At 65.9% G+C, this 26,516-nt stretch carries 26 protein-coding genes; 2 read left to right on the top strand and 24 right to left on the bottom strand.

Annotated features, from left to right (window positions below; genetic code table 11):
* Nucleotides 1-29 precede the first annotated feature (29 nt).
* From V9L21_RS08645 to V9L21_RS08550, 20 genes are all read right to left on the bottom strand, one after another.
* Nucleotides 30-554, bottom strand: coding sequence for a phosphoribosyltransferase (locus V9L21_RS08645; RefSeq protein WP_157613555.1), 525 nt, complete (start codon nucleotides 552-554; stop codon nucleotides 30-32).
* An 18-nt stretch (nucleotides 555-572) separates the two neighbouring features.
* On the bottom strand, nucleotides 573-1,904 hold the full coding sequence (locus V9L21_RS08640; RefSeq protein ID WP_337310936.1) for an adenylosuccinate synthase: 1,332 nt from the start codon (nucleotides 1,902-1,904) through the stop codon (nucleotides 573-575).
* A gap of 23 nt (nucleotides 1,905-1,927) precedes the next feature.
* Nucleotides 1,928-3,088 carry an ATP phosphoribosyltransferase regulatory subunit gene (locus V9L21_RS08635; protein WP_126747291.1) on the bottom strand — a complete coding sequence of 387 codons (1,161 nt, stop codon included), beginning with the start codon at nucleotides 3,086-3,088 and terminating at the stop codon, nucleotides 1,928-1,930.
* A 44-nt stretch (nucleotides 3,089-3,132) separates the two neighbouring features.
* Nucleotides 3,133-3,321, bottom strand: a complete 189-nt coding sequence (locus tag V9L21_RS08630; RefSeq protein WP_126747290.1) for a DUF2065 domain-containing protein — start codon at nucleotides 3,319-3,321, stop codon at nucleotides 3,133-3,135.
* 19 nt (nucleotides 3,322-3,340) lie between these two features.
* Entirely contained in the window at nucleotides 3,341-4,243 is a 903-nt protein-coding gene (gene hflC, locus V9L21_RS08625) for a protease modulator HflC (protein WP_157613552.1), read from the bottom strand.
* A gap of 16 nt (nucleotides 4,244-4,259) precedes the next feature.
* Nucleotides 4,260-5,624 (bottom strand): FtsH protease activity modulator HflK, encoded by a 1,365-nt coding sequence (gene hflK, locus V9L21_RS08620; protein WP_337311057.1) that lies wholly within the window; start codon nucleotides 5,622-5,624, stop codon nucleotides 4,260-4,262.
* Nucleotides 5,625-5,698: 74 nt separating this feature from the next.
* Complete coding sequence (gene hflX / locus V9L21_RS08615) at nucleotides 5,699-6,868, bottom strand: GTPase HflX (RefSeq protein WP_157613551.1); 1,170 nt, start codon at nucleotides 6,866-6,868, stop codon at nucleotides 5,699-5,701.
* Nucleotides 6,869-6,922: 54 nt separating this feature from the next.
* A complete protein-coding gene (gene hfq, locus V9L21_RS08610; protein WP_012747311.1) occupies nucleotides 6,923-7,168 on the bottom strand; it encodes an RNA chaperone Hfq in 246 nt (81 codons plus the stop codon).
* A 164-nt stretch (nucleotides 7,169-7,332) separates the two neighbouring features.
* A complete protein-coding gene (gene der / locus V9L21_RS08605; protein WP_126747287.1) occupies nucleotides 7,333-8,676 on the bottom strand; it encodes a ribosome biogenesis GTPase Der in 1,344 nt (447 codons plus the stop codon).
* Between the two features lie 48 nt (nucleotides 8,677-8,724).
* Nucleotides 8,725-9,867 (bottom strand): outer membrane protein assembly factor BamB, encoded by a 1,143-nt coding sequence (gene bamB / locus V9L21_RS08600; protein WP_337310926.1) that lies wholly within the window; start codon nucleotides 9,865-9,867, stop codon nucleotides 8,725-8,727.
* A gap of 12 nt (nucleotides 9,868-9,879) precedes the next feature.
* A complete protein-coding gene (locus tag V9L21_RS08595) occupies nucleotides 9,880-10,572 on the bottom strand; it encodes a YfgM family protein (protein WP_337310924.1) in 693 nt (230 codons plus the stop codon).
* A gap of 5 nt (nucleotides 10,573-10,577) precedes the next feature.
* Complete coding sequence (gene hisS, locus V9L21_RS08590) at nucleotides 10,578-11,888, bottom strand: histidine--tRNA ligase (RefSeq protein WP_337310922.1); 1,311 nt, start codon at nucleotides 11,886-11,888, stop codon at nucleotides 10,578-10,580.
* Nucleotides 11,889-11,903: 15 nt separating this feature from the next.
* Nucleotides 11,904-13,181 (bottom strand): flavodoxin-dependent (E)-4-hydroxy-3-methylbut-2-enyl-diphosphate synthase, encoded by a 1,278-nt coding sequence (gene ispG / locus V9L21_RS08585; protein WP_337310919.1) that lies wholly within the window; start codon nucleotides 13,179-13,181, stop codon nucleotides 11,904-11,906.
* On the bottom strand, nucleotides 13,178-14,164 hold the full coding sequence (locus V9L21_RS08580) for a helix-turn-helix domain-containing protein (protein WP_337310917.1): 987 nt from the start codon (nucleotides 14,162-14,164) through the stop codon (nucleotides 13,178-13,180). The genes ispG and V9L21_RS08580 overlap by 4 nt, the downstream gene beginning before the upstream one ends.
* Nucleotides 14,157-15,011, bottom strand: coding sequence for a type IV pilus biogenesis/stability protein PilW (pilW, locus tag V9L21_RS08575; RefSeq protein WP_337310915.1), 855 nt, complete (start codon nucleotides 15,009-15,011; stop codon nucleotides 14,157-14,159). The genes V9L21_RS08580 and pilW overlap by 8 nt, the downstream gene beginning before the upstream one ends.
* Before the next feature lie 4 nt (nucleotides 15,012-15,015).
* Nucleotides 15,016-16,167 (bottom strand): 23S rRNA (adenine(2503)-C(2))-methyltransferase RlmN, encoded by a 1,152-nt coding sequence (gene rlmN / locus V9L21_RS08570; protein WP_258505847.1) that lies wholly within the window; start codon nucleotides 16,165-16,167, stop codon nucleotides 15,016-15,018.
* Nucleotides 16,168-16,188: 21 nt separating this feature from the next.
* Nucleotides 16,189-16,614 carry a nucleoside-diphosphate kinase gene (gene ndk / locus V9L21_RS08565; RefSeq protein WP_157613544.1) on the bottom strand — a complete coding sequence of 142 codons (426 nt, stop codon included), beginning with the start codon at nucleotides 16,612-16,614 and terminating at the stop codon, nucleotides 16,189-16,191.
* A 152-nt stretch (nucleotides 16,615-16,766) separates the two neighbouring features.
* Entirely contained in the window at nucleotides 16,767-18,581 is a 1,815-nt protein-coding gene (locus V9L21_RS08560) for a pseudouridine synthase (protein ID WP_337310911.1), read from the bottom strand.
* Nucleotides 18,578-19,504, bottom strand: a complete 927-nt coding sequence (gene scpB, locus V9L21_RS08555; RefSeq protein ID WP_337310909.1) for an SMC-Scp complex subunit ScpB — start codon at nucleotides 19,502-19,504, stop codon at nucleotides 18,578-18,580. The genes V9L21_RS08560 and scpB overlap by 4 nt, the downstream gene beginning before the upstream one ends.
* 129 nt (nucleotides 19,505-19,633) lie before the next feature.
* Nucleotides 19,634-20,545, bottom strand: coding sequence for an RluA family pseudouridine synthase (locus tag V9L21_RS08550; protein ID WP_443304521.1), 912 nt, complete (start codon nucleotides 20,543-20,545; stop codon nucleotides 19,634-19,636).
* A 128-nt stretch (nucleotides 20,546-20,673) separates the two neighbouring features.
* Here V9L21_RS08550 and V9L21_RS08545 point away from each other — a divergent pair, with 128 nt between their 5' ends.
* Nucleotides 20,674-21,483, top strand: a complete 810-nt coding sequence (locus V9L21_RS08545; RefSeq protein ID WP_126747276.1) for an outer membrane protein assembly factor BamD — start codon at nucleotides 20,674-20,676, stop codon at nucleotides 21,481-21,483.
* A 77-nt stretch (nucleotides 21,484-21,560) separates the two neighbouring features.
* On the opposite strand, the gene V9L21_RS08540 is transcribed toward V9L21_RS08545, so the two are convergent.
* Together V9L21_RS08540 and V9L21_RS08535 are read right to left on the bottom strand one after the other, a co-directional pair.
* Nucleotides 21,561-23,627 (bottom strand): ATP-dependent DNA helicase, encoded by a 2,067-nt coding sequence (locus V9L21_RS08540; protein ID WP_337310907.1) that lies wholly within the window; start codon nucleotides 23,625-23,627, stop codon nucleotides 21,561-21,563.
* Nucleotides 23,624-23,827, bottom strand: coding sequence for a DUF465 domain-containing protein (locus tag V9L21_RS08535; protein WP_307700527.1), 204 nt, complete (start codon nucleotides 23,825-23,827; stop codon nucleotides 23,624-23,626). The genes V9L21_RS08540 and V9L21_RS08535 overlap by 4 nt, the downstream gene beginning before the upstream one ends.
* A 106-nt stretch (nucleotides 23,828-23,933) precedes the next feature.
* On the opposite strand from V9L21_RS08535, the gene V9L21_RS08530 reads away from it, so the two are divergent.
* Complete coding sequence (locus V9L21_RS08530; RefSeq protein WP_258505841.1) at nucleotides 23,934-24,704, top strand: PP2C family protein-serine/threonine phosphatase; 771 nt, start codon at nucleotides 23,934-23,936, stop codon at nucleotides 24,702-24,704.
* Between the two features lie 37 nt (nucleotides 24,705-24,741).
* Here the strand turns inward: V9L21_RS08530 and V9L21_RS08525 are convergent, their stop codons facing one another.
* Both V9L21_RS08525 and zapE read right to left on the bottom strand, forming a co-directional pair.
* Nucleotides 24,742-25,416 (bottom strand): hypothetical protein, encoded by a 675-nt coding sequence (locus V9L21_RS08525; RefSeq protein WP_337310902.1) that lies wholly within the window; start codon nucleotides 25,414-25,416, stop codon nucleotides 24,742-24,744.
* Nucleotides 25,413-26,513 carry a cell division protein ZapE gene (gene zapE, locus V9L21_RS08520; protein ID WP_337310899.1) on the bottom strand — a complete coding sequence of 367 codons (1,101 nt, stop codon included), beginning with the start codon at nucleotides 26,511-26,513 and terminating at the stop codon, nucleotides 25,413-25,415. The genes V9L21_RS08525 and zapE overlap by 4 nt, the downstream gene beginning before the upstream one ends.
* Between the last annotated feature and the right edge of the window lie 3 nt (nucleotides 26,514-26,516).

Genomic DNA, 26,516 nt, shown 5'->3' with positions numbered 1-26,516 from the left:
ATGAGTCGCCGCCCCGGGGCGAGATCAGGTCAGACCGACCACTTCTCGAGCAGCTTTTCAGGCCCGAGCGAGTCGTAGCCTTCAAAGGGCTGGTGAATCCAGGGGTTGGTCGCGAGGTACTCGACCGAGTAGTCAGGCGTGAAGGTCGACAGCGCCTTGGTCCAGAGCACGGCGCTGCGCAGCTCGGTGATCGGCTTGTAGTTGTTGCGCAGCATGTCCATCACCGCATGCAGCGTATGGCCCGAATCGGCCAGGTCGTCCACCAACAGCACCTTGCCTGCGATCTCGCCCTTGGGCGTGGTGATGTAGCGGGCAATGTCGAGATGGCCCTGCACCGTGCCGGCGTCGGCGCGGTACGAGCTGGTCGACATGATGGCGAGCGGCTTGCTGAAGATGCGCGAGAGCACGTCGCCGGGGCGCATGCCGCCGCGCGCGAGGCAAAGAATGGTGTCGAACTCCCAGCCCGACTGGTGCACCTTGATCGCGAGCTTCTCGATCAGGTTGTGGTACTCGTCGTAGCTGACGTATAGATGTTTGCCGTCTTCGGTCAACATGGTCTGGTTGGTTCCTGTTCAGTCGGCGAGATAAGGGTGGCGCATCATGATCGTGTGATCGCGATCAGGGCTGGTCGACACCATGTGGATCGGCACGCCCGTGATCTGCTCGATGCGCTGCAGGTAGAGGCGCGCATTGACGGGCAGCTTGTCGTACTGCGTGACGCCGACGGTGCTTTCGGTCCAGCCTTCGAGGGTTTCGTAGATGGGCGTGCAGCGTTCGATCTCGTCCGCACCCATCGGCAGGATGTCGGTCGTTTCGCCGTCGAGTTCATAGCCGGTGCACAGCTCGAGCTTTTCGAGGCCGTCCAGCACGTCGAGCTTGGTGATGCACAGGCCCGACAGGCCGTTGACCTGCGCCGAGCGCTTGAGCAGCGCGGCGTCGAACCAGCCGCAGCGGCGGCTGCGGCCCGTGGTCACACCCTTTTCGGCGCCCACGGTGCTCATGTGATAGCCGGGGGTGCCCGGCGTCGCCCAGTCGAGTTCGGTCGGGAACGGACCGCCGCCCACGCGCGTGCAGTAGGCCTTGGTGATGCCCAGGATGTAGTGCAGCATGCCCGGGCCCACGCCGGAGCCGGCGGCGGCATTGCCGGCCACGCAGTTGCTGGACGTGACGTACGGGTAGGTGCCGTGATCGACGTCGAGCAGCGTGCCCTGTGCGCCTTCGAACAGCAGGTTGGCGCCGGCCTTATGCGCGTCGTTCAGTTCGCGCGACACGTCGGCCATCATCGGCTTGAGCAGTGCCGCATGGCGCATGGCTTCGTCGAACACCAGGTCGAAGTCGATGGCGGGCGCACCGAGCACCTGGGTCAGCACATGGTTGTGCAGGTCGAGCAGCACGCGCAGCTTGGTGGCAAAGCGCTCGGGGTGCTTCAGGTCTTGCACGCGCAGCGCACGGCGGGCGATCTTGTCTTCGTAGGCCGGGCCGATGCCGCGGCCGGTGGTGCCGATCTTCTCGACGCCGCCCTTTTCGCGGTAGGTTTCGCGCGCGATGTCGAGCGCGGCGTGAAACGGCAGGATCAGCGGGCAGGCCTCGCTGATGCGCAGGCGCGAACGCACTTCGACGCCCGCTTTCTCCAGGCCTTCGATTTCCTCGAAGAGCTTGGCCGCCGACAGCACCACGCCGTTGCCGATGTAGCACTTGACGCCCGGGCGCATGATGCCGCTCGGGATCAGGTGCAACGCGGTTTTCACACCGTTGATGACCAGCGTGTGGCCCGCGTTGTGGCCGCCCTGGAAGCGGACCACGCCCTGGGCGCTTTCCGTCAGCCAATCGACCAGCTTGCCCTTGCCTTCGTCGCCCCACTGGGTACCGACGACGACCACGTTTCTTCCGGTGGTTACGCTCATGCTCGTTCCATTACTTCAAAAATTCAGATGGCTCGGACTTGCCACTGCCCTGCTTGCTCGACGAGCTCGCGGTCGCAATGGAATTCATCGATTTCGCTGCCGTGGCCGGGCAGTACGCACACCACGGTTTCGCCGGCCTTGCGCAGCCCGGCAATGGCCTGGCGCAGGCCGGCGGCGTCGCTCCAGGGTGCGCGGATGGCCGCGCGCAGCGGCCGGGCCGGCAGCACGCCGACCAGTTCGCGCACGTCGAGGCTGAAGCCGACCGCGGGGCGATTGCGGCCGAACACGGCACCGACTTCGTCGTAGCGGCCGCCGCGCACCAGCGCATCGGCCGCGCCCGGCACGTAGATGCCGAAGCGCATGCCGCTGTAGTAGGCATAGCCGCGCAGGTCGGCAAGGTCGAAACTGATCTGCCGCCCCGAATCGCCCTGCAGGCTGTCAGCAAGCTGCTTCAGTCCGGCGAGCGCCGCGCTCACGGCGGGAGTGCCCTTGAGGGCCTTGGCGGCCTCGTCGAGCACCGACGCATCGCCATACAGCTGGACCAGGGCGCGCAAGCCGTCGCGAGATGGCGCCGGGAAGTTGCGCGTGAGCGCATGCAGCTCGCTTGCATCCTTGGCGACGAGGGCCGCATGCACGCGCGCCAGCACCGAGGCATCGACCGGCACGCCGGCAAACAGCGCCCGCACGATGCGTGCGTCCGCCAGGTCGACGATCAGGCCATTGCCGATGCCGGCCGCCTGAAGGCAGTCGAGTGCCAGCAGCAGGGTTTCGGTGTCGGCTTCGAGCCCGGCATGGCCGTAGATTTCAGCGCCGAACTGCAGCGGCTCGCGCGTGGCGTGCGGCCGATCCGGGCGGGTATGGAGCACAGGGCCGCAGTAGCACAGGCGGGCCACGCCCTCGCGGTTCAGCAAGTGGGCGTCGATGCGCGCCACCTGGGGGGTGGTGTCGGCGCGCAGGCCCATGCTGCGGCCGGAGAGCTGGTCGACGAGCTTGAAGGTTTGGAGGTCGAGCGCCTCGCCGGTGCCCGACAGCAACGACTCGAGGTGCTCGAGCAGCGGCGGCATCACCAGCTCGTAGCCATAGCCACGGGCGGTATCGAGCAGCTGGCGTCGAAGTTCTTCGATGTGGCGCGCCTCGGAAGGCAGCACATCGGCAATGTGATCCGGGAGGACCCAGGCGGACATGGGGATCGGGGGCGTGGTTAAACCGGGATTCTACCGGGACCGAGCTACCCCAAAACCCAAAGGAGGAGCAAACCCAGCAAGATGCTGCAAAGTCCGAAGAAACGCAGCTGTCCGTCGCGCAGCTGCATCAGCTGGCCGAAGCCGCGCCGCCACCCGCCCGGCGACACGAAAGGCAGGATGCCTTCGATCACCAGCACGAGCGCCAGCGCGCTCCAGAAGATCTCGGCACTCACGACGAAGCCGGCCGCCGGATCAGCGGCGCGGCGCGTTGCCTGCTGGCGTGCCGGCGCTCTGCATGGCGCGGAAGAAATCGGACGACGGGTCGAGCACCATCACGTCGCTCTTCTTGTTGAAGCTCTGCTTGTAGGCTTCTAGGCTGCGGTAGAACTGGGCGAACTGCGCATCGCGGCCAAAGGCCTCGCTGTAGGCGGCGGCGGCCTGGGCATCGCCCTCGCCCTTGATCTTCTGGGCGTCGCGGTAGGCGTTGGCCACGATCACTTCGCGCTGGCGGTCGGCGTCGGCACGGATCTTTTCGCCTTCGGCGAAACCGGTCGAACGCAGCTCGTTGGCCACGCGCTTGCGCTCGGCCTCCATGCGGCGGTAGACCGATTCGGTGATCGCTTCCACGTAGTCGACACGCGTGATGCGCACGTCGATCACGTCCACGCCCCAGGGCTTGGCGCCCTTCACCACGGCCAGCACTTCGCGCTGCACGTCGGACATGAGGGCCTCGCGGCGCACGGAGATCAGGTCGCGCACGGTGCGCTTGTTGATGTTTTCCTGGAAGGCGTTGCGAACCACGCGATTGAGCTGCGTGGCGCCCGCGCTCTCGTCGAGGCCGACGTTGCGGATGTAGGCCTGCGGATCGGTGATGCGCCAGCGCACATACCAGTCGATCACCACGCGCTGCTTCTCGGCTGTGAGCATCGGCTCGGTGTCGAGACTGGACAGCGTGAGCAGGCGCTTGTCGATGTACGAGACGTTCTGCAGCGGCGGCGGCAGCTTGAAATGCAAGCCCGGCTCGGTAATGACCTGCTTGATCTGCCCCAGGGCGTACACCACGCCAAACTGGCGCTGGTCGACCACGAAGAGGGTCGAGCTCAGCAGCACCAGCAGCACGAGGATCGACGAGGCGATGAATCCGATTCTGTTCATGTTCTTCTTAGCCTTTTCAACGCACGTCGCGGTCGCGCGAACGGCCGTCGCGGGCGCGGTTGTCGCCGGCGGCGGGGGCCACGGGAATCACCGAGGACTGGGCGGGCGCAGTGCCGGCCACGCTGGGGCTGGCTGCATCGACCGGCGTTGCCTGGTTGTTGCCGCTCATCTGCATGAGCTTGTCGAGCGGCAGGTACAGCAAGTTGGAGCCTTGCTTGGTATCGACCAGCACCTTGGTGGTGCTGGCGTAGATCTGCTGCATGGCGTCGGTGTACATGCGGTCGCGCGTGACCTGCGGCGCCTTCTGGTATTCGGCCAGTACGGCCGAGAACCGGCCGGCATCGCCTTGTGCCTGCGCCACGATGCGCGCCTTGTACGCCTCGGACTCTTCCTTCAGGCGCGATGCGGTACCCGTTGCACGCGGCACCACGTCGTTGGCATAGGCCTGGGCTTCGTTCTTGGCGCGCTCGCGTTCCTGGCCGGCCTTGAGCACGTCGTCGAATGCGGACTGCACCTGCTCGGGCGGGCGAACGCCACCCTGCTGCAAGTTGATGTTGACCACCTCGACACCAACCTTGTAGCGGTCGAGGATGGTCTGCATCAGCGTACGCACGCGAGGCGCGATCTGGTCGCGCTCCTCGGCCAAGGCCGCATCCATCTTCATCTTGCCGACCACTTCGCGCACAGCGGTTTCGGCCACCTGCACCACGGTTTCGGTGGGCGACTTGCTTTCGTACAGGTAGGCGCGTGCATCGCTCAGGCGGTACTGCACGGCAAACTTGATTTCGACGATGTTCTCGTCCTCGGTCAGCATGGCCGACTCGCGCAGGCCGGTGGAGCGCACGATGGCGTCGCGGCCCACGTCGGTGGAGCGGATCTGCGTGACCACGACCACTTCGTGGCGCTGGATCGGGTACGGCAGGCGCCAGTTGAAGCCCGCGCCCACCGTCGCCTTGTAGCGGCCGAACTGGGTGACCACGGCCTGCTGGCCTTCGTTCACGATGAAGAAGCCGGTACCCAGCCAGATGAGAACGGCCACGATGGCCACGAGGCCGATGCCGAAGCCCGCATTCTTCATGTCGGGCCTGTAGCCGTTGCCGCCACCATCGTTGCCGCTGGGGCGATTGCCGCCGCCCTTACCGCCGAAGAAGCCGCCGAGCTTGCGATTGAGGTCGCGCCAGAGTTCGTCCAGATCGGGCGGCCCCTGGTTAGGGCCCTGCCCGCGAGGACGGTTGCCGTTGTTCTGGTTGCTGTTGCCCGAAGGCGGGGGCGTCGGGGCGCCCGGTGGGTCGGCGTCGGGAGGTCGGTTGCCGGTCGGGCGCTCGCCGTTGGATGCGGGCTCATCGCCACGCCCCCACCGGCCATCGTTCAGGTTGAACATGCCCAGAAACCCTCTCCACGCTGGCTTTGCATTCATTCGCTTCGTTCTCTTGTCAGTGGCGGGATTGTGCCCAATCAATTGGCGGTATCGTGCAATTCAGTGTCGGCTTCTGGGGTCATCGTATCGCCCACGGAACCCGACCGGCGGGCCAGTTCGGCTCGCAGCAGGGGAACGCCCTCGCCGCTTCGCGCACTCAGGAAGATGCGCGGAACCTGCACGCCGTCGATTTCCATCTCGTCCTGCAGATGCAGCGGATGCTGTGCAGTTTCAAGAGCGTCGAGCTTGTTGAACACCAGAAGCTGCGGAACGGCATCGGCCCCGATGTCGCGAAGAACCGATTGAACCTCGGCCATCTGCTCGGGGAAATGCGGGTTGGAAGCATCGACCACGTGCAGCAGCAGGTCGGCATCGACCGCTTCCTGCAGGGTGGCCTTGAATGCGTCGACCAGGCCGTGAGGCAGGTCGCGAATGAAGCCGACGGTGTCGGAGATGGAGACCTGCCGGCGGGCGTCGCCCAGGTACAGGTTGCGCGTGGTGGTGTCGAGCGTTGCAAAAAGCTGGTCGGCCGCATACGCGCGCGCCTTCACCAGCGCATTGAACAGCGAAGACTTGCCTGCGTTGGTGTAGCCCACGAGCGAGATGTTGAAGGTCTCACGGCGCTCGCGTTGGCGGCGCTGTGTTCCGCGCTGCTTCTGCACCTTGGCGAGGCGCTCGCGCGTGCGCTTGATCGACTCGCTGATCATCCGGCGGTCGAGTTCGATCTGCTTTTCGCCGGGGCCGCCACGCACACCCGCGCCGCCAGTCTGGCGCTCGAGGTGGGACCAGCGGCGAACCAGGCGCGTGCTGAGGTATTGCAGCCGCGCCAGCTCGACCTGCAGCTTGCCCTCGTGGGAGCGGGCGCGCTGCGCGAAGATTTCCAGAATGAGGAAGGTGCGGTCGTACACCGCCACGTCGAGCTGACGCTCGAGATTGCGCTGCTGCGCGGGGCTCAGCGACTGGTCGAAGATGACCTCGCTGGCCTGGTGCATCGCAGCCAGTTCCTTGATTTCATCGGCTTTGCCGCTTCCGACGAAGAGCGCTGCGTCGGGCGCCTTGCGTTTGCAGATGAGTCGGGCGACAGGTTCCAGGCCTGCGGTCTGTGCGAGCAGGCCGAGTTCCTCGAGTTCGCTGTCGAAATGGGGCAGCCCGAAATCGACGCCGACGAGAACGGCGGCGCCTTCCTGGCGGGAGTTCAGTTCAGACAAGCGGGGTCAAATATGGAAAAAGCGCGGCGGTGGGTACCGCCGCGCTCCGCGCGATCAGGCTGCGGCGTCGTCGTTCTCGGCAGCCGAGAAGTTGACGGCACGACCCGGCACGATAGTGGAAATGGCGTGCTTGTAGACCATTTGTGTCACCGTGTTGCGAAGCAACACGACGTACTGGTCGAAAGACTCGATCTGGCCCTGCAGCTTGATACCGTTCACCAAGTAAATGGAAACCGGCACATGCTCGCGACGCAGGGTGTTCAGAAACGGGTCTTGTAGAAGTTGCCCTTTATTGCTCACGATATTCTCCGTGTTCAAGAGTAGTTGTTGGAGAGATGACCTTAACACAGGGTTTCTGCGCCGCAGCAGGCGGGGTCAAAAGCCTTTGAAAAATAACGTCTCTCAAAAGGCGGAACTTCCGGCGCAGCCGCAGTTCATTGGCTGCCATCGGTCGCCAAGCGCGCTCAGTCGTCCTTGTCCGCAAATGGATTCTGCGAGCTTTTGAACTGGATGCGCAAGGGCGTGCCCACAAGGTCGAATTCCTTGCGGAAGCGCCCTTCGAGAAAGCGCTTGTACGCCTCGGTCACGTGCTCCAGCGAATTGCCGTGGATGATGATCACCGGCGGGTTCATGCCGCCCTGGTGCGCATAGCGCAGCTTGGGGCGGAACATGCCAGCGCGCTTGGGCGACTGGAACTGCACCGCCTCCAGCAGCAGCCGCGTCAGCACGGGCGTGGACATCTTGCGGGTGGCCGACTTGTGGGCCTGCGCAATCGCCTGCCACACTGGGCCGAGGCCCTGGCGCTTGATGGCCGAGATGAAATGCAGCGATGCGAACTTGAGGAACGGCAGGCGGGTTTCGATCTGGCGCTGGATCTGCTCGCGCTGGTAGCTGTCGACCGCGTCCCACTTGTTGATGGCAATCACCACCGCCCGTCCGCTTTCGAGGATGTAGCCGGCAATGTGCGCGTCCTGGTCGGTCACGCCCTGGGTGGCATCGAGCAGCAGCAGCACCACGTTGGCCGACTCGATGGCCTGCAGCGTCTTGACCACTGAGAACTTCTCGATCGCCTCGAACACCTTGCCCTTGCGGCGAAGGCCGGCCGTGTCGATGAGCTCGAAGCGCTGGCCGTTGCGCTCGAACGGCACCGAAATGGCATCGCGGGTAGTGCCAGGCATGTCGAAGGCCACCAGGCGCTCTTCGCCAAGCCAGGTGTTGATCAGCGTGGACTTGCCCACGTTGGGCCGTCCGGCCACGGCCAGCTTGATCGGCTTGTTGACGTCGTCTTCGTCGGTGTCGTCTTCGGGATCGGGCAGGTTGAGCGGCGCGAGCGCCAGTTCGACCAGGTCGCGCATGCCCTGCCCGTGCGCGGCGGAAACGCCGTGCACGTCGCCAAAGCCCAGCTCGTAGAAGTCGACGAGCTTGGTGCCGTCATGCATGCCTTCGGCCTTGTTGGCCGCCAGCACGCACGGCTTGCCCAGCCTGCGCAATTCGTTGGCAATGTCGTGGTCTTGCGCCGAAAGGCCTTCGCGCGCGTCGACCACGAAGATCACCACGTCGGCCTCGGCCACGGCCTGCCGCGTCTGCTTGGCCATTTCCTTGTAGATGCCGCTGCCGGCATCGGGCTCGAAACCGCCGGTGTCGATCACGATGAACTCGTGCTTGCCCAGGCGGCCGTTGCCGTAGTGGCGGTCGCGCGTGAGCCCCGCAAAGTCGGCGACGATGGCGTCGCGCGTCTGCGTCAGGCGGTTGAAAAGGGTCGACTTGCCGACGTTGGGACGCCCGACCAGGGCCACGACCGGCTTCATGGCCGGCCTTTCATTGGCGCGGTTTTCATGGGCGGGCCTTCGAAAAAGTTATTCAGGGCGATAGCCAAACACACCGCCGTTGGCCGTCACGACGACAACCGTATTGCCGGCCATCACCGGGGTTACGCCGATGGCGGAGCCGTCGGGCGTGACCCGATTGAGCAACGAGCCGTCTTCGCGCGAGACGAAGTGCAGCGTGCCGGTGCTTTCGCCGATGACCAGCGAACGCCCCACGGCCAGCGGGCCGGTCAGGACGCGGTTCTTGAAGCGGGTCGATTGCCAGGCGCGCTCGCCATCGGCGCGGCGCCACGCCGTGACGCTGCCGTCCGATTCGGTGCCGTACACAAAGCTATCGTCACCGCTCACGCCTTCAGCGCCGGAAGCGGGCTTGGTCCAGAGCAACTGGCCGCGCACGGTGTCGACGCATCCGACGTTGGCGTAATAAGCCCGGGCGCAAACGGTGTCGCCGACACGGCTCACGCTGCCGGTCAGGTCGACCAGGCGCTCGACGTCGTTGGTGCCGCGGGGTGCGGCAATCGGCGCTTCCCAGCGCGAGGTGCCGTTGCCGGGATTCATGCCGACCAGGCGGCCGCCGATGCCCGACACCAGCGTGTCGCCCACCGCGATCAGCACGCCCGACTTCTTGAGCACGAGGTTTTCGGCGGTGCGCTGCTGCAGCCAGAGGCGGCGGCCGCTCTGGCCGTCCCAGGCGCTGATGCTGCGGTCGGCCGTTTGCACGAAGACACGCCGGCCCGCCACCAGCGGCGCGGTAAAGGCCTGGGCCGAGAGGCGCTGCTTCCAGAGGACCTTGCCGCCTTCGATGGCGACCAGTTCGTTGTCAGCGGTGACGACTGCGGCCAGCGAACCGTCGCTGCCGACGCCTGCCGCCAGCTTGGCGCCGACGTTGCCGCGCCAGGTTTCGCGGCCGGCACGGGCATCGATCGCTACCACGGTCCCGTCGGTGCCTGCCACGGTCACGATGTCGCCGCTGACATCGACCGCGAGCGGGAAGCTCACGGCGGGAATGCGCACGTTCCAGGCCTGGCGCACCCCGAACAAGGCGGGATTCGGAGGCAGTTCGGCCGGCTTGGGCTTGCCGGTGCCGGAGCAAGCGGCCAGCATTGCTACCAAGACAATAGCCGAACCCGCACGCAGGACAGACGACTCAGGCATGAAACGCTTGAAATTCATAGTGCGATGCGATCAGGATTTTTGGGGGGCTGCCGGCGTGACCGTGATCACGGGTGCCAGGCTCTTCGGATCGACGCCGGAGGCATTGAGCTTGAATTCGACGAGACGCCGGTAGTCGGACGTCGCGCCAAGGCCGGTCCATGCCTTGCGGTATTCGGCTTGCGCTTCGTTGCGCTTGCCCTGGGCCATGTAGATATCGCCCTTGCGATCGGCCACGAGCGGCTCGAATTCCTTGGGCACGTCGCCGGTGAGTTGCTTGAGCGCTTCGTCGTACGACTTGCTGTCGAGCAGCTCGGCCGCCAGCCGGAGCTTGGCAACCGCCTTGTAGCCCGGGTCGACAGCGCTTTCGGCGACCCAGCCAAGGGCTGCGCGCGAAGCGTCCAGATTGCCCTTCTCGTACAGCGCCTTGGCTGCGAGAAGGCCGGCCTGCTGCGCATAGGCCGTCTTGGCGAAGCGTTCTTTCATGTCGCCCAGCACGCGCTGGATGCGTTCCACGTCGCCGGACTGCGCGCTGCGCTCGACCTCGTCGTAGAGCGCAGCGGCTTGCGCCGCCTTGCTGCGCTGGAAATATTGCCAGCCGTTCCAGGCCACGAAGGCGCCGGCCGCAAGCAATACCACCCAGGTGATCAGGGTGCCGTAGGTGTTCCAGAAATGCTTGAGCTGGTCGAGCTGTTCCTGTTCGTCGAGATCGAGATGGGTTGCCATGCGTATCAGATGTTGGGAGCCGGCGATTGTAGGGTGGCGGCCCAGGTGGCCACTTCGGCAAGAGCGCGGGCGCTCTGCGCACCGCTTCCGTCGCGCAACGACTTGAGAGTCACTTCGCCGCGCGCAAGTTCATCGGCGCCGAAAATCAGCGCATAGGTGGCACCGCTGGCATCGGCTTTCTTCATCTGCGCCTTGAAGCTGCTCAGGCCGTCCGCAGTAGCCGCATGCATCTGCACGCTGACACCCGACTCCCGCAGCTGCTGCAGGGTACGCAACACCACAGGCATCGACGCAGCGTCTGGCACTACGGCATAGGCATCGGGTGCGGGCGCGGAAACCTCGGCGCCCTGCTCCTTCAGCAGATCGAGCACGCGCTCGACGCCCATAGCCCATCCCACGGCCGGCGCCGGCTTGCCGCCGATTTGCGCAATCAGGTCGTCGTAGCGGCCGCCGGCACACACCGTTCCCTGCGAACCTAGCCGGTCGGTCACGAACTCGAACACGCTGAGGTTGTAGTAGTCGAGCCCGCGCACCAAACGCGGGTTGATCGTGAATGCGATGTCGTTGGCCTTGAGGATGGCTTGCAGCCCCTCGAAGTGCGCAAGCGATTCAGCCCCGAGAAAGTCGATCAGCTTCGGCGCCGATTCGACCACGTCCTTCATTGCCGGATTCTTGGTGTCGAGAATGCGCAGCGGATTGCTGTGCAGGCGGCGCTTGCCGTCCTCGTCGAGCTTGTCGGCATGCTTCTCGAAATGGGCAATGAGCTGAGCGCGGTGCAGTGCACGCTCGGCGGGCTGGCCCAGGCTGTTGAGTTCGAGCCGCACGTCGATCAAGCCAATGGCCTTCCAGAGCGCGTTGGCCAGCAGGATCAGCTCCGCATCGACGTCAGGGCCTGTAAAGCCCAGGGCTTCCGCACCGATCTGGTGGAACTGGCGGAAGCGCCCGCGCTGCACGTTCTCGCGGCGGAACATCGGTCCGGTGTACCAGAGCCGCTTGGGGCCTTCGTACAGCATGTTGTGCTCGATTACCGCGCGCACCAGGCCTGCGGTGTTTTCGGGGCGCATGGTCAGATGCTCGAACTTGCCGTGCTTGTCGGCGCGATCTTCAAAGGAGTACATCTCCTTCTCGACGATGTCGGTCACTTCGCCGATGCCGCGCACGAACAGGGCCGTGCGCTCCAGGATCGGCGTACGCACGTTGCGGTATGCAAAGCGCCCCATCAGGTCGCGCACGGTGGCCTCCAGCCACTCCCAGCGCGCCGATTCGGGCGGCAATATGTCGTTCATGCCTTTGACGGCATTCAATTTTTCAGCCATGAGTCTGCGGAGGTGTCAGGCCACGGCGGCGTGCTCGCCGCCAAAGCGCTTTTCGATGTAGTTTTCGACGAGCTGATGGAACTCGTTGGCGATATTGTCGCCGCGCAGCGTGAGGGCCTTTTCGCCGTCGATGAACACTGGTGCCGCGGGTGCTTCGCCGGTGCCGGGCAGGCTGATGCCGATGTCGGCGTGCTTGCTTTCGCCGGGGCCGTTCACGATGCAGCCCATGATGGCCACCTTCATGGTTTCGACGCCCGGATATTTCTTGCGCCACACCGGCATCTGCATGCGCAGGTAGTCGTCGATCTGCTTGGCGAGTTCCTGGAAAGTGGTGCTCGTGGTGCGGCCGCAGCCCGGGCAGGCCGTTACGCTCGGCACGAACACGCGCAGGCCCAGTGCCTGGAGAATTTCATTGGCGATCAGCACCTCTTGCGTGCGCGACTCGCCCGGCTGCGGCGTGAGCGACACGCGAATCGTGTCGCCGATGCCTTCTTGCAACAGGATCGAAAGCGCCGTGGCCGAGGCCACCGTGCCCTTGGTGCCCATGCCGGCTTCGGTAAGCCCCAGGTGCAGCGGGTATTCGCAGCGACGGGCAAGTTCGCGGTAGACCGAGATCAGGTCTTGCACACCGCTCACCTTGCACGACAGGATGACCTGGTTGCCGGCCATACCCATCGATTCGGCCAGCTTGGCGGATTCGATGGCCGAGGTGATCAGCGCCTCGTACATCACCTGCTTGGCGTCCCAAGGTTCGGCGCGCTGGCTGTTGATGTCCATCAGGCTGGCAAGCAGTTCCTGGTCGAGGCTGCCCCAGTTCACACCGATGCGCACGGGCTTGTTCCACCGCATGGCGGCATCGATCATCTGGCCGAACTGGCGGTCGCGCTTGTCGCCCTTGCCCACGTTGCCGGGATTGATGCGGTACTTGCTGAGCGCCTCGGCGCATGCCGGATAGTCGGTCAGCAGGCGGTGCCCGTTGTAATGAAAGTCGCCGATCAGCGGCACGTCGATGCCCATGCGGTCGAGCTGCTCGCGGATGTAGGGCACCTGGGCCGCGGCCTCGGGCGTGTTGACCGTGATGCGCACCATTTCCGAACCCGCGGTGGCGAGCTCCTTCACCTGGATGGCCGTGCCGATGGCATCGACCGTGTCGGTGTTGGTCATGGATTGCACGCGCACGGGCGCGTCGCCGCCAACCGTGACGGTGCGCGCACCCCAGACCACCTGGGCCTGGCGCGAGCGGCGCGCCTTGGGCGCCGCCGATTCAATGGGTTGAGGAGTGCAGTCGGTCAAGATGTCACCTCGAAACGCGCCACGCCGCCGCCGCGCGTGACCGGCTTCAGATCGTAGGGCTTTCCGCGCACTTGCACATCGACCGCCGAAGCGCGCCCGACCACCACTGACAGCGGCAGCGCGCCGGACAACCCCACGGTTTCGCCGGCTTGCACGATGCGGCGCAGCAACTGCTTGCCGCCCGCCTCGGTCACTGTGATCCAGCAGTCTTCGCGCGCGACGAAAACCAGCGGCTGGCCGCCGCCGGCAGCGGCAGATGGCGCCGCAACGGTGGCAGCCGCATTGGCCGCGGGCAAGGCCGTGGCGGATGGCGCACCCGGTACGGCAGGTGCTGCCGCAGGCGCTCCGGGCGCCGCAGTTGCCGGGCCAGTTGCCGCAGGCGGTACAGGCGACACCGGCGCGTTCTCGATGACGGATGCTCCGCCTGGAGCCGCTGCGACTGCAGGCGCCTCGGTGACCGAGCCTGTTTCGGTTTCGCCGCGCGCGGTCCATCGCGAAACGGCAGCCCCGATCTGGTCGAAAGCCGATTGCGGCAGCCAGAACAGCACCGCTGCCCCAACCAGCAGCAAGGCGACGACGATCAGCAATGCGCGCGATGGAAGGCCGTTGGAGCGGCTGCCGTTCCAGCGCGGCGTGCCGGAAACGATGTTGCTCTTGAGCGTGCGGTCGGCCGTTGCCAGCGGTGCGCGCTGCGCTCCCGGCAGCTTTGCCAGCACGGGAGCGGAATCGATACGCAAGGCGCGGCAGACGCTGCTTGCCAGCGCGCGTGCAAAGACCGGATCGGGCAGCGAATCGATATCGTCCGCCTCCAGCGCCATAAGCTTCTGCGGCGGCACCTTCAGCGCCGCAGCCACCATTTCGATATGCAGGCCATGGGCCTCGCGCGCCTCGCGAAGCATGTCGCCGGCCGTCTTGTGCGTGATGTCGCCTTCCTCGAGCGGCAGTGCCGCGGAAGTGCCGAACTCCGAAACCCGTTCAGTCATTGAAATTCCCGCGCTCGTACGCTATTGCCTCCCGGGACTGCGGAAAGCGCCGTTGCAGTTGCCCTCCCAACTGCGCAACTGCCTCGCGGTTGTTGAGCCGTCGTTCGATCTTGATGCCGAGCCACAGCGTCTCGGCACTGGCCGAGGGGCTGTTGTTGACGCGGCGAATGTAGAACTGCGCGCGCGACCATTCTTCGCGCTGCGCCAGCAGCGAGGCCAGATTGAATCCGACCACCGGATTGCCGGCGTCGATCTCATAGGCCTGCATGAGGCTGCGCTCCGCCTCCGGACGCTGGCCGGCCTTGAGCTGGCAAACGCCCTGCGTCATGAGCGTCTTGGCCCGGTCGGTGTAGCTCGGCACCGCGAGCGCGGCGCTGAACTGCTGGGCTGCGTCGCCGTAGCGGTTCTGCTGGCACAGCAGCCAGCCGTAGTTGTGCCGCACGTTGGGATCGCGCGGGTTGATGGCAATGGCGCGGCGGAAGCTGTCTTCGGCCATGCCGGCGTCCTCGAGCCGCATGTAGACGAGGCCCCGAAGGCTGTAGGCATCCGCGTAATTGGGGTCGGCGACCAGTGCCTGCTTGATTTCGTCGAGCGCAACGGTGTTCTGACCGTGCTCGAAGTAGCCGGAGGCCAACTCCAGCCGCAGCCGCGCGCGGCGCTGGCGGCTGCTTTCATCCGACTCGGTGACGATCTCCGCGCCCTTGCCCGAGCTGGTGTCGGCCAGGCTGGTGGTGGTGGTCCGCGTGTTGACGCAGCCCCCGAGCAGAAACGCCACGGCCACACCGGCAAAGCTTGCAGCCAGCAGCCGCTGCGCGCTCGCGGTGGTCATCGGAAAGGCCATGCTCATTGAATCAGTGCTCCTGGGGGGTGGTCTTTCGAACCGGATGCAAAACGACAGGGCGCTCCGACACGGCACGGCGCTGGGCCATGCGTTCGGCGGCGCGCGTGCGGTCCTTCACGTCGCCGGCCAGCTGTCCGCAGGCCGCGTCGATGTCGTCGCCGCGCGTCTTGCGCACGGTGGTCACGAGGCCGGCCTCGCTCAGCGTCTTGGCAAACGCCAGCACCCGCGGCTGCGGCGAACGCAGCAGGCCCGAGGCCGGAAACGGGTTGAATGGAATCAGGTTGAACTTGCACGAAATGCCATGCGTGCGAACGAGCTCCACCAGTTGCCGCGCATGCTCGGGCTGGTCGTTCACGCCGTCGAGCATGCAGTACTCGAAGGTGATGAAGTCGCGCGGCGCATGCGCCAGGTAGCGCTTGCAGGCCTCGATCAGTTCTGCGATGGGGTACTTGCGATTGAGCGGCACGAGATCGTCGCGCAGGGCATCGTTGGGTGCGTGCAGCGACACGGCCATGGCTACGGGGCAATCGGCGCCCAGACGGTCGATCATCGGCACGACGCCGGAGGTCGAGACGGTCACCCGGCGGCGCGACAGCCCATAGGCGTTGTCGTCGAGCATGGTGCGCAGCGCCGGCACCAGCGCCGAATAGTTCTGCAGCGGCTCGCCCATGCCCATCATCACCACGTTGGAAATGACGCGCTCGTCGCGTTTCAGGTGCTTGCGCAGGAAGTGCTCGGCAAACCACAGCTGGGCGACGATTTCGCCCGTGCTCAGGTTGCGGCTGAAGCCCTGGTGCCCCGTGGAGCAAAAGCGGCAACCCACCGCACAGCCGGCTTGGGACGACACGCACAGCGTGCCGCGGTCGTCTTCGGGAATGAATACGGCTTCGACGGCATTGCCGTCGCCGACGTCGAACAGCCACTTGATCGTGCCGTCCTTGGATTCGTGCTGCGTGAGAACCGCGAGGGCCTCGACGCGAGCGGTTGTGGCGAGCTTCTCGCGCAGCGACTTGGCCAGATCGGTCATCTGGGCAAAGTCGCTGGCGCCACGCTGGTGGATCCAGCGGAACAGCTGCGTGGCGCGGAATCGCTTCTCGCCGAGCTTTTCGCAGAACGCAGCCAGCCCCTCGAGATCGAATTCGAGCAGGTTGGCCGTGGTCATGAAATCAGCCGGGATACGGCTTCAGCGCGCGTAGACGTTGAGGCCGGCGAAGAAGAAGGCCACTTCGTTCGCTGCGGTTTCCGGAGCGTCCGAACCGTGCACGGCGTTGGCGTCGATGCTGTCGGCGAAGTCGGCGCGAATGGTGCCGGGGGCGGCCTTCTTCGGGTCGGTGGCGCCCATCAGGTCGCGGTTCTTGGCGATTGCGTTCTCGCCTTCGAGCACTTGCACGAACACGGGGCCGGAGATCATGAACTCGACGAGGTCCTTGAAGAAAGGACGCTCCTTGTGGACCGAGTAGAACTGCTCGGCTTCGTTGCGCGAGAGGTGCACCAGCTTGGCGGCGACGATCTTGAGGCCGGCAGCTTCGAAGCGGGAAACGATCTTGCCGATGACGTTCTTTGCAACGGCGTCGGGCTTGATGATGGAGAGGGTACGTTCGATAGCCATTGAAGTGCTTCCTGAGCTTTGATTTTGAAGTGTTTTGTCACGGCTGCAACGAATATGTTGCACTCTACGGCGACAAAGCCTCTGATTTTAACCGGCGCAGCCCGGGGCCTTGGTGAAAACCCCGCGAAAGGCTGCGCTTGGCAAGCTGGCTTTCAGCGCCCGCGGCGGCGGTTTCCGCCCGGGCCGCCCTGCCCGCCGAAGCCGCCGCCTGCCGGACCGCCGCCACGGCGGCCAGGGCCCTGGCGCTGCTCCTTGCGCTGGCGCGAGAAGCTGTCGGCGCCGATGTACCCGAGCGAGGTCTTCATCGGATCGGGCTGATTCGCGCCGCTTGGGGGACGCTCCTCGCCCTGGCGATTGCCACGGTTGTTGTTGTTGTTGCCACGGCGGCCTTGCGGCGGCATGCCAGCGTTGCCGCCGCCACTACCACCTCGATTGCCGCGCCCCCCGCGCTCTCCGCGCGGCGGCCGGCCTTCGCCGAGCGGATTCGGAATGGGCGCCTCGCGGCCGTCATCGCGCATGTCGCGGGGCTGCTGCTGTGCGCCGCCGGCGTTGCGGTTGTTGCCGCGGCGCTTCTTGTTGCGCCCGTTGCGGCCGCCTCCGGCACCGGGACCGTCTTGCCCCCCCGGCCCGCGTTGCTGCTGCGGGCGCGGTGCGCCACCGCCCGATGCCTGGAACAAAGCGCTGATGTCGCGCTCGTCGAGCTCCATCCAGGCGCCGCGCTTCAGCCCGCGCGGAAGCACCATGGCGCCGTAGCGGATGCGGATCAGGCGGCTGACCGCGTGACCGACCGATTCGAACAGGCGCCGCACCTCGCGGTTGCGGCCTTCGGAAATGGTGACGCGGTACCAGCAGTTCGAGCCTTCGCCGCCGCCCTCTTCGATGGTGCCGAACTGGGCCATGCCATCGTCGAGGCGCACGCCTTCGAGCAGCTTCTTCTTTTCGTCGGCACTGAGCGCACCGAGCACGCGCACGGCGTATTCGCGCTCCAGGCCGAAGCGGGGATGCATCAACTGGTTGGCCAGATCGCCGGAGCTGCTGAACAGCAGCAAGCCTTCGGTGTTCAGGTCGAGCCGGCCGACCGATTGCCACTTGCCCTGCTGCAGGCGCGGCAGCTTGCGGAACACCGTGGGGCGGTTCTGCGGATCGTCGTGGGTCACGACCTCGCCCACGGGCTTGTGGTACGCGATGACGCGCGGCGGAGGCGGCGCGATGCGGTAGCGAATGGGCTTGCCGTTGATCTTGACCTGGTCGCCGTACTGGATGCGCTGGCCGATGTGGGCCGGTTCGTTATTGACCGAAATGCGGCCCTGGAGAATCAGCGCTTCCATTTCGAGCCGCGAACCGAGGCCCGCCTGCGCCAGAACCTTGTGCAGCTTGGGCGAGTCGGCCTCCGGCAGCAGCACGCGCTTGAGCGGCGGGACTTCGGGACTCTCCTCGTCGGCGTCGAACTGGCCTGAAATGACGTCCGCGAAACGGATCGGCTCGGGCGGCAGCGCATTGCGCTGCTCGCGCTCGGCGGCACGGCGTGCGCGGTCGAGGTCGTCCTCTTCCTCGTCGGGCTCGTCTTCCTCTTCTTCGTCGTCGTACTGGCCTCGAGCGCCCTCTTCCTCGCGACGCTCTTCGCGCTGTTCAGCCGCTGCAACCGGGGCGGGAGCCTTGAGGGGGGCGGCAGGGATTGGCGCCGAAGCGGGAGCTGCTGCGGGGGCTGCTTCAGCAGCGGCTTCGATCACCGGCTCGGAACTTTCCGCAGGTGCTGCTGCGGCTTCGCCCTCTGCAGCCGGTTCTACGGTCTTCTTGCGGCGCGGAGCACGCTTTTTCTTGGGAGCTTCCCCCTCGCCGGCGGCTGGAGCGGATGCGCCAGCATCGGCATCCGAAGCAGGGCCGGACACTGCCGTGACCGCCTCTTTTTTATCGGATTCGGGCTGGACCGGCACGATTGCCGCGTCGTCGGTGTCGGAGGGGCTCATGAGGTTTTTCCGGGAGAAACAGCGTGGGGATCGGTCTCGTCGGGCGACGGGACTTCTTCGGACTCGAGCGCAACGGGAGGCTCGATTTCCTGGAGGGCGGGGATTTCCGAAGGCTCTTCGGGCAGGGCCGCGTTTTCGGCAAATTGCGCGGCGGCGGCGTCGACCGCTTCGATGGCTTCAGCCGCATCGAGCACTTCGGCGTGCGCCTCGGCGGCCTGCAACTCGTCTTGCGCCTGGTTTTCCGTTGCCTCGGGACCGTCGGCGCCGGGCAAGGTCAATTCTGCTTCCAGCGCCGCATCCGTCGCAGCGGAAGCGTCGGCATCGGACTCGGACTCGCCGGCGATTTCCATCGGCAGGCCGGGCTGGTTGCCCGAGGCCTGGTCGAGCGCGTCGACCAATGCGGCCTGCTGGGCCGGCGTTTCGATCAGCGGCAACTGGTCCAGCGAGGCCAGGCCGAGATCGTCGAGAAACTGCCGCGTGGTGGCGTAGAGCGCCGGCCGGCCCACGGTTTCACGATGGCCGATCACCTCGACCCAGCCGCGGTCCTCGAGCTGCTTCAAGATGAGGGAATTGATGGTGACGCCGCGAATGTCTTCCATGTCGCCGCGCGTGACCGGTTGGCGATAGGCAATGATGGCCAGGGTTTCGAGGGCGGCCCGCGTGTAGCGCGGCGGCTTCTCTGGGTGCAGGCGATCGAGGTGGTCGCGCATCTCGGGCCGGCTTTGAAAGCGCCAGCCGCTGGCGACGTTCACCAGCTCCAGGCCGCGTTGCGCCCAGTCTTCCTGCAGTTCAAGCAACAGCACCTTGATGGTGTCCACGCCCAGCTCGTCGTCGAACAGCACGCGCATGTCGCGCACTGGCAGCGGCTGGCTCGAACAGATCAAGGCGGTTTCTAGAATGCGCTTGGCATCCGCCGTATTCATGGTTCGCGTTATCCGGGAAAAGGCGTCTGTTGGACGCTGGCTCACAGGGATGGAAGGAGTAGGCGTTGCCGGCACGCGGCGAGTGCAACGCAAGGCCGGCATCGAGTGGCCGGCGCGGCCCTCGGGCCGTCAGGCGCGATTGTAATCCAGCCCCCAGGTCTGCAGCGCATGAACAAGATCGGCCGGCGGAAGGGAACGGAACTCCATTGGCGCCTGCGTGACCGGGTGCACGAACGCCAGCCTGAAGGCATGCAGCGCCTGCCGCTCGAGCCCGGCGGCGGGCGCGCCTCCGTAGAGCGCATCGCCGACCAGCGAATGCCCGATGGACGCCATGTGCACCCGAATCTGGTGCGTACGGCCGGTTTCGAGCGTGCACCGCACGGCACAGCCCTGCCCATTGCTGTCCAGCCGCTCTATGAGGGTACGGGCCGTCTTGCCGGCGTGGCGCTCCAGATCGACGACCGCCATGCGCAAACGGTTGCGCGGATCGCGGCCAATGGGCGCATCGACCTGCCGGGCGGCTGCGCCCGCCCAGGGCTTGTGCCCGACGGCCAGGTATTGCCGCTTGACCTCGCGCGCTGCAATCAGCGCCACCATCGCATCCATGGCGGCCCGCGTGCGCGCCACCACCATCAGCCCGCTGGTGTCCCGGTCGAGCCGGTGCACGATGCCCGCGCGCGGCAGCAGCGAAGCCTTGGGGTCGAGCGCCAGCAGCCCGTTCAGGAGCGTGCCGCTCCAATGGCCCGGTGCCGGGTGCACCACCAGGCCCGCCGGCTTGTCGATGATCCGAAGGTGCTCGTCCTCGTGCACCGTCACGATGTCCATGGCCTCGGGCCGGAACGCCTGGCTTTGCGGTGTCGGCCGCAGTTCGATGCGGCCGGCCTGCCCCGCCCGCACCGTGGCCGATGCCTTCAGGACCGTGCGCCCCTCCAGTTCCACCGCCCCGGCTTCGATCAGCTGTTGCAGATAGTTGCGAGAAAATTCGGGCACCAGGGCCGCCAGTGCGCGGTCCAGCCGCTGGCCATGCTCGGCGGCCCCCATGGCAAAGGGCCGCAGCTCGCTCGATTCGGCCGGATCGGCGCCCTCCTCGCCCTCGGCTGTTTCAGCCACCAGGTCCAGGGGGTCGGTCGATATAATTGAAGGCAACTGTTTCACGAAAGCCGTATGTGATGTTTCGCGCCAAATTATCGGTCCCCTCCTGGATCGCGCTCAGCGCAGCAGCGCTGCTTGCAGCCGGCTGCTCCTCCACTCCCACCGCCGACAAGACGGCCAGCTGGAGCCCCAACCGCATTTACGCCGAAGCCAAGGACGAAGCCGGCTCCGGCGCCTACGACAAGGCCGTGCCCTTGTACGAGAAGCTCGAAGGCCGCGCCGCCGGTACGCCGCTCGCTCAACAGGCCCAGCTCGAAAAGGCCTACGCGCAGTACAAGGCCGGTGAAAAGGCGAACGCCGTTTCCACGCTCGACCGTTTCATGAAGCTGCACCCGGCGAGCCCGGCGCTCGACTACGCGCTGTACCTCAAGGGCGTGATCAACTTCAACGACGACCTCGGCATGTTCTCGTTCCTGACACGGCAAGACCTGTCCGAACGCGACCAGAAGGCGGCCAAGGAATCGTTCGAGTCGTTCAAGGAACTCGTGACGCGCTTCCCCGCATCGCGCTACGCCCCCGACGCGCGCCAGCGCATGAACTACATCGTCAACTCGCTCGCGCAGTACGAAGTGCACGTGGCACGCTACTACTACTCGCGCGGCGCCTACCTCGCGGCCATCAACCGGGCACAGCTTGCGCTGTCCGACTACCGCGAAGTGCCCGCACTCGAAGAAGCGCTGTACATCATCGTGCGCTCCTACGACGCGCTCGGCATGAAGGACCTGCGCGACGACGCCCAACGCGTGCTGACCACCAACTATCCCCAAAGCGAGTACCTGGCCCGTGGCTTCAAGGGCAAGGACGATCCGTGGTGGAAAGTCTGGTAATTCGATAGAGAACAAAGCCCTTCGGGGCTTTTTCTTCGTCAGGACGAGGGCAGGCCCCTGCCCCTCCGCGCCCCCTTTCAGGCCGATAGCGAATTCTTCAGGTCGCTGATGGCGGCCTCGAAATCCGCTTCGCTCTCCAGCCTGCGCATGGGCGGCAATGCGGACAGCAACCTCCGGCCATAGCCCATCGCCACCAGGCGGGTGTCGCAGATCGCAAGCACCCCGCAATCCGTTTCGCGACGAATCAGCCGCCCCGCGCCCTGCTTCAGCGCCACGGCCGCCTCGGGCAGCGAGTAGTCGCTGAACGAACTGCGGCCTTGGGCTTCGAGCCGCTGCGACCGCGCTTCGACCAGCGGATCGTTGGGCGGAGGAAACGGCAGCTTGTCGATCACCACCAACTGCAGCGCGTCGCCCGGTGCATCGAAGCCTTCCCAGAACGATGCCGACGCCACCAGCACGCAACCCGCACGGCCGCCCTGCGCGCCTTCGCGAAAGCGGTCCATGAGCACGCGCTTGGGCAGTTCGCCCTGCACCAGCACCTCGGGCCGCACGTCGGCTTCGAGCCGCTCGAACTGCTGCTTCATCTCGTCGCCGATAGTGCGCAAGGCACGCAGCGTGGTCGTCAGCACCAGCGTGCGCCCGCCGAGTTCACTGGCGCCCCGCGCAGCCAGTTGCGCAACCCGCGCGCTGTGAGAAGCATCGTTGGGCTTCGGAAAAGCCCGCGGGACATAGAGCCCCGCTTGGGCGGCATAGTCGAACGGGCTATGCACCCGCAGCACTTCGGCATCGCCCAGGCCGCACGGCTCGGTGAACCAGCGTAGCGTGGGCTCATCGCCCAGCGTGGCAGAAGTAAAGATCCAGGCGCGGCCGCTGTCTTCCGGCGCCGGGCGGCTGTCTTCCTGTTCTTCGCCATAGGCATCGAGTTCAGGCTCGCCATGGCCGATCTTGAGCACGCGCGTGCGCATCGCCTCGGCAATGTCGAGCGGCGACTCGACCAGGCGCAATTGCGTGCCCACGTCGACCCAGCGGACCGATTCGACCTCGCAAGGCAGCGCGAACCGCGCCGCGCGCTTGGCGAGTTGCTGCGCCCGCTCGTACAGGCGCACGAAGTCGGGCGATATCTCGCTGACCGTATCGAGCCCTTCGGCCGCCATTTCGAATGCGTGCTGGAAGTCGTCGAGCGCGCCCTGCCATATGTCCGGATCGATGCCTTCCGGAGAGGGCCCTACCCAACGCAGTTTGGTGCCAGGCCACTGCTTGCCGACCGCAAGGCGCAGCTCGCGCGCTGCACGCTCCACGGCCGCTGCCAGCTGCTGCCAATCGACCAGTCCGCGCGCATGCTGCAGGCCGGCGCCAAGCAGATCGCGCGCGAAATCGAGCGCTTGGCCGCTGCCGAGTTGCGCCCCGAGAAACTGCACACCGGTTTCGTTGAGCTGATGAGCCTCATCGAACACGACCACGCTCACGGTCGGCAGCAACTCCGCCATGCCGGTCTCGCGCACGGCGAGATCCGCAAAGAACAAGTGGTGATTGATGACCACGACATCGGCGGCCAGCGCCTCGCGCCGCGCCAGGTTGACGTGGCATGGCTTGAACTGCGGACACTGCGCGCCCAGGCAGTTCTCGCGCGTGGAAGTAATCAGCGGAATGAGCGGCGAGCGCTCGTCCAGCCCGGGCAACTCGGCAAGATCGCCCGTTCGCGTGGCCTTGGACCATTGCTCGATCTTGGCGAGCGTTCGCAGGCTGCCGCGCTCGGGCAGCGATGCGTCGTGGCGCGCAAGGTCGAGCCGGTGCAGGCACAGGTAGCTCGCGCGGCCCTTGAGCAGCGCTGTTCGCACCGGCAGTTCGAGCGCTTCGACCAGGCGCGGCAAGTCGCGGCCGAACAGTTGGTCTTGCAGGGTCTTGGTGGCGGTCGAAAGCAGCACGCGCTCGCCGCTCAGCAACGCCGGCACCAGATACGAAAAGGTCTTGCCCACACCGGTGCCGGCCTCCACCACCAGCACGCCGCCGTTTTCGATGGTGCGTGCCACGGCCAGCGCCATTTCGGTTTGTCCCGAACGTTCGCGAAACTGCTCGGCGGCATGGGAAAGCGCACCGCCGTGCGCGAAGGCGTCGCGCACCTTGTGCTCGAGTGTGTCGGTCACGCGGGTTCTCTCGGATCGAGCATGTTTTCGAGCCGCACGATCTGGTCGCGCAACCCGAGGCGGCGCTTCTTCAGCCGCCGCAGCAGGAGTTCGTCTTGCGGCAAAGCCTCGGCCAGGCGGTCGATGGTGGCATCAAGGTCGGCATGCTCGATGCGCAACTCGATCAATTGGCGGGAAAGGGAGTGGAGATTGGAGTCCAACGTGGGCGATGCGAGCTTATTCCGCGCGCACTCGTGTTCACTCGATAATACGTCCTGACACGAATTCACGAGAAGACAGAAAGCGCGCCATTGGCGCATTGCGCTCATGACCCTAGGCTTTCGACTTGCCGCCGCCACCGGCCTCCACAAGGGAGACCGCCCCTACCAGCAGGACCAGGTGCTGATGATGAGCCACCCGCGCGTGCCGGGCTGCATGCTGGGCGTCATTGCCGACGGCATGGGCGGGCGCAGCGGCGGGCGCAAGGCGTCCGACCAGGTGCTGATGACGGCGCGCCAGCTCTTCACCCGCTACCACCCCGATCGCGACAGCTCCACGGCCGTGCTGCGGCAATTGCTGGAAGACGCGCACACGGTCATCAAGCTCACGGCCCTGTCGAGCGAACAGGAGCCGCACAGCACGCTGGCGGCTTTTCTCATGAACCCCAGGGGCGACTGCGCCTGGATTCACGCGGGCGACTCCCGCATTTATCACTTCCAGGACGGCGAGCTCGTCACGCGCACGCGCGACCACTCGTATGTGCAGGTGCTCATCGACCGCGGCGAAATCAGCGAGGCCGAGGCCAACGTCCATCCGAAGGGCAACATTCTCCTGGGCTGCCTGGGGATGACAACGACTCCGCCGCCGATAGAGCCGCACTACATTCCCGCAATGCAGCCTGGCGACCTGCTCATGGCGTGCAGCGACGGGCTCTGGCATTACTTCAGCCCCGAGGAACTGGCCAGCGTGCTGTATGCGGAGCCACCGCGCGACGCGGTTGAAATCCTCGTGGGCGAGGCGCGCCGCCGCGCCCGGGGTACGGGCGACAACATCTCCATTGCGGTGTTGAAACTCGAAGCGCTTCCAGCCGAAGCCTGACCTTCGACGCCGAGCGGTGCTCGCTCGCCCCTAGCGCTCAACGAGAAGGCGACGACGCCGGCGATGCCGGTGGCGGCGGGGGCAAAGGCGCCCCACGCGGCTTGCTGCGGTCGGCGTTCTGCCGTTCGCGGCTGGCCCGGCGCTCCGCGGCCTTCTGCTGCTTGCTTTCGAAGCGCTCGACCTCCGCCGGTGCTTCGGCACGGCGCTGGGCAGCCTTGGCCTGGTCCTCGGCGTTTGCCCTTTGCTTGGCCTCGAGCTGGCGCCGGCGCTCGTCCGCCTCGGCAGCGGTGGCGGCACGGCTCGCCGCGTGGTCGGCAGCGCGCTGCTCGCGGTCTTTTTGCGCCTGGCGGGACTCGTCCTGCTTTTCGGGCGTGTCTTGCGGGCGCCGCGTGGCGGCCTTCTGATCGAGCTTTTCGAGTTCAGCCGCACCGCGCCGCTGGCGCTCGATGTCGTTGATGGCCGTTTCCTGGCGCTTGATGTGATCGGTTTCGGTACGGCGGCGCCTGCGGCTGTCGCGCAGGCAGTCTTCGACAGCGAACTTCTGGTAGCAGGCCGCACGCTCCTTTTCGAAGCGTGTCTCGATGGCGGCGCGCTCGGCGGCCAGCCTGCTGCGTTCGGCTTCGAAGTCGGTACTGCCCGCGGCCGCATTGGACTGCGCCCAAAGCGGCAGGCTGCCCAAGCTCATCAGCACGGCGAAAACGATATTTTTCATGTCAGTCGAGTGTCGACGATCCGGCGCTCCAGGGAGAGGAATTCGCTCGATTGCATTTCGGTCAACCTGGACACCGTGCGCGGGAATTCATGCGCAAGCGGACCCTCGGTATACAACGCCTCCGGCGGTACCTCAGCCGACATGATGAGCTTGACTCGCCGGTCATACAAGACGTCGACCAGCCAGGTGAAACGGCGTGCCTCGGAAGCCATGCGCACCGGCATGTGCGGCACGTCGGAGAGCAGCACGGTGTGGAACTGGCTGGCAATTTCGAGATAGTCGTTCTGCGAGCGGGGTCCGCCGCACAGCGTCTTGAAGTCGAACCAGACCACGCCGCCCGCTTTGCGCCTTGCGCGGATCTCGCGCTGCTCGATGTGCAGGATCGGGTTTTCGTCGGCCGTTTCGGCCAGCTTGTCGAAAGCCTTGCGCATTTCCTTCTCGGCCGCCGCATCGTTGGGCGTGAGGTACATGCGCAGTTGCTCGAGCGTGCGGCGCCGGTAGTCGGTGCCGTTGTCCACGCTCAGCACTTCGAGCTTCTCGTTCAGCAGTGCAATCGCAGGCAGGATGCGGTCGCGATGCAACCCGCCGGGGTAAAGGTCGTCGGGCCTGAAATTGGAGGTGGTGACAAAGCCCACGCCGTTCTCGAACAGCGACACCAGCAGCCGATGAAGAATCATCGCGTCGGTGATGTCGGCCACGTGGAACTCGTCGAAGCAGATCAGCTTGTAGCGCTTGGAAATACGCAATCCAAGCTCGTCGAGCGGATTGACCGTGCCCTGCAGCTCGCGCAACTCGCGGTGCACCTCGCGCATGAACTCGTGAAAGTGCAGGCGCGTCTTGCGCCGCAGCGGCACGGCGTTGAAGAAGAGGTCCATCAGGAAGCTCTTGCCCCGCCCGACGCCGCCATACATGTAGACGCCGCGCGGCAGGTCAGGCCGGTTGATGAACTTCTTCAGCGCATTGGAGCGCTGGGCCTTGTAGTCGGCCCACTCCCGCGCGCAGCGATCCAGCGCCTCGACGGCGCGCAGTTGCGCGGGATCGCTCTGGAACCCGCGCACCGCGAGTTCCGCCTCATAGGCCTCTTTAACGCTGGTCAATGG

The sequence above is a fragment of the Variovorax sp. CCNWLW235 genome (assembly GCF_037204085.1).
Taxonomy (GTDB): Bacteria; Pseudomonadota; Gammaproteobacteria; order Burkholderiales; family Burkholderiaceae_C; genus Variovorax.
The sequence above is the reverse complement of the archived record's forward strand: the minus strand, read 5'-3'. Positions and strand labels throughout refer to the sequence as shown.

Coding starts and splice junctions, on each gene's coding strand:
- ndk (WP_157613544.1), bottom strand. CDS start 16,614: ATGGCTATCGAACGTACCCTCTCCATCATCAAGCCCGACGCCGTTGCA.
- hflK (WP_337311057.1), bottom strand. CDS start 5,624: ATGTTCAACCTGAACGATGGCCGGTGGGGGCGTGGCGATGAGCCCGCA.
- V9L21_RS08595 (WP_337310924.1), bottom strand. CDS start 10,572: ATGGCAACCCATCTCGATCTCGACGAACAGGAACAGCTCGACCAGCTC.
- V9L21_RS08560 (WP_337310911.1), bottom strand. CDS start 18,581: ATGAGCCCCTCCGACACCGACGACGCGGCAATCGTGCCGGTCCAGCCC.
- V9L21_RS08645 (WP_157613555.1), bottom strand. CDS start 554: ATGTTGACCGAAGACGGCAAACATCTATACGTCAGCTACGACGAGTAC.
- V9L21_RS08525 (WP_337310902.1), bottom strand. CDS start 25,416: ATGAAAAATATCGTTTTCGCCGTGCTGATGAGCTTGGGCAGCCTGCCG.
- V9L21_RS08640 (WP_337310936.1), bottom strand. CDS start 1,904: ATGAGCGTAACCACCGGAAGAAACGTGGTCGTCGTCGGTACCCAGTGG.
- hflC (WP_157613552.1), bottom strand. CDS start 4,243: ATGAACAGAATCGGATTCATCGCCTCGTCGATCCTCGTGCTGCTGGTG.
- V9L21_RS08580 (WP_337310917.1), bottom strand. CDS start 14,164: ATGACTGAACGGGTTTCGGAGTTCGGCACTTCCGCGGCACTGCCGCTC.
- V9L21_RS08530 (WP_258505841.1), top strand. CDS start 23,934: ATGACCCTAGGCTTTCGACTTGCCGCCGCCACCGGCCTCCACAAGGGA.
- V9L21_RS08545 (WP_126747276.1), top strand. CDS start 20,674: ATGTTTCGCGCCAAATTATCGGTCCCCTCCTGGATCGCGCTCAGCGCA.
- V9L21_RS08550 (WP_443304521.1), bottom strand. CDS start 20,545: ATGGGGGCCGCCGAGCATGGCCAGCGGCTGGACCGCGCACTGGCGGCC.
- der (WP_126747287.1), bottom strand. CDS start 8,676: ATGAAGCCGGTCGTGGCCCTGGTCGGGCGTCCCAACGTCGGCAAGTCG.
- V9L21_RS08635 (WP_126747291.1), bottom strand. CDS start 3,088: ATGTCCGCCTGGGTCCTCCCGGATCACATTGCCGATGTGCTGCCTTCC.
- pilW (WP_337310915.1), bottom strand. CDS start 15,011: ATGAGCATGGCCTTTCCGATGACCACCGCGAGCGCGCAGCGGCTGCTG.
- bamB (WP_337310926.1), bottom strand. CDS start 9,867: ATGAATTTCAAGCGTTTCATGCCTGAGTCGTCTGTCCTGCGTGCGGGT.
- rlmN (WP_258505847.1), bottom strand. CDS start 16,167: ATGACCACGGCCAACCTGCTCGAATTCGATCTCGAGGGGCTGGCTGCG.
- hisS (WP_337310922.1), bottom strand. CDS start 11,888: ATGGCTGAAAAATTGAATGCCGTCAAAGGCATGAACGACATATTGCCG.
- scpB (WP_337310909.1), bottom strand. CDS start 19,504: ATGAATACGGCGGATGCCAAGCGCATTCTAGAAACCGCCTTGATCTGT.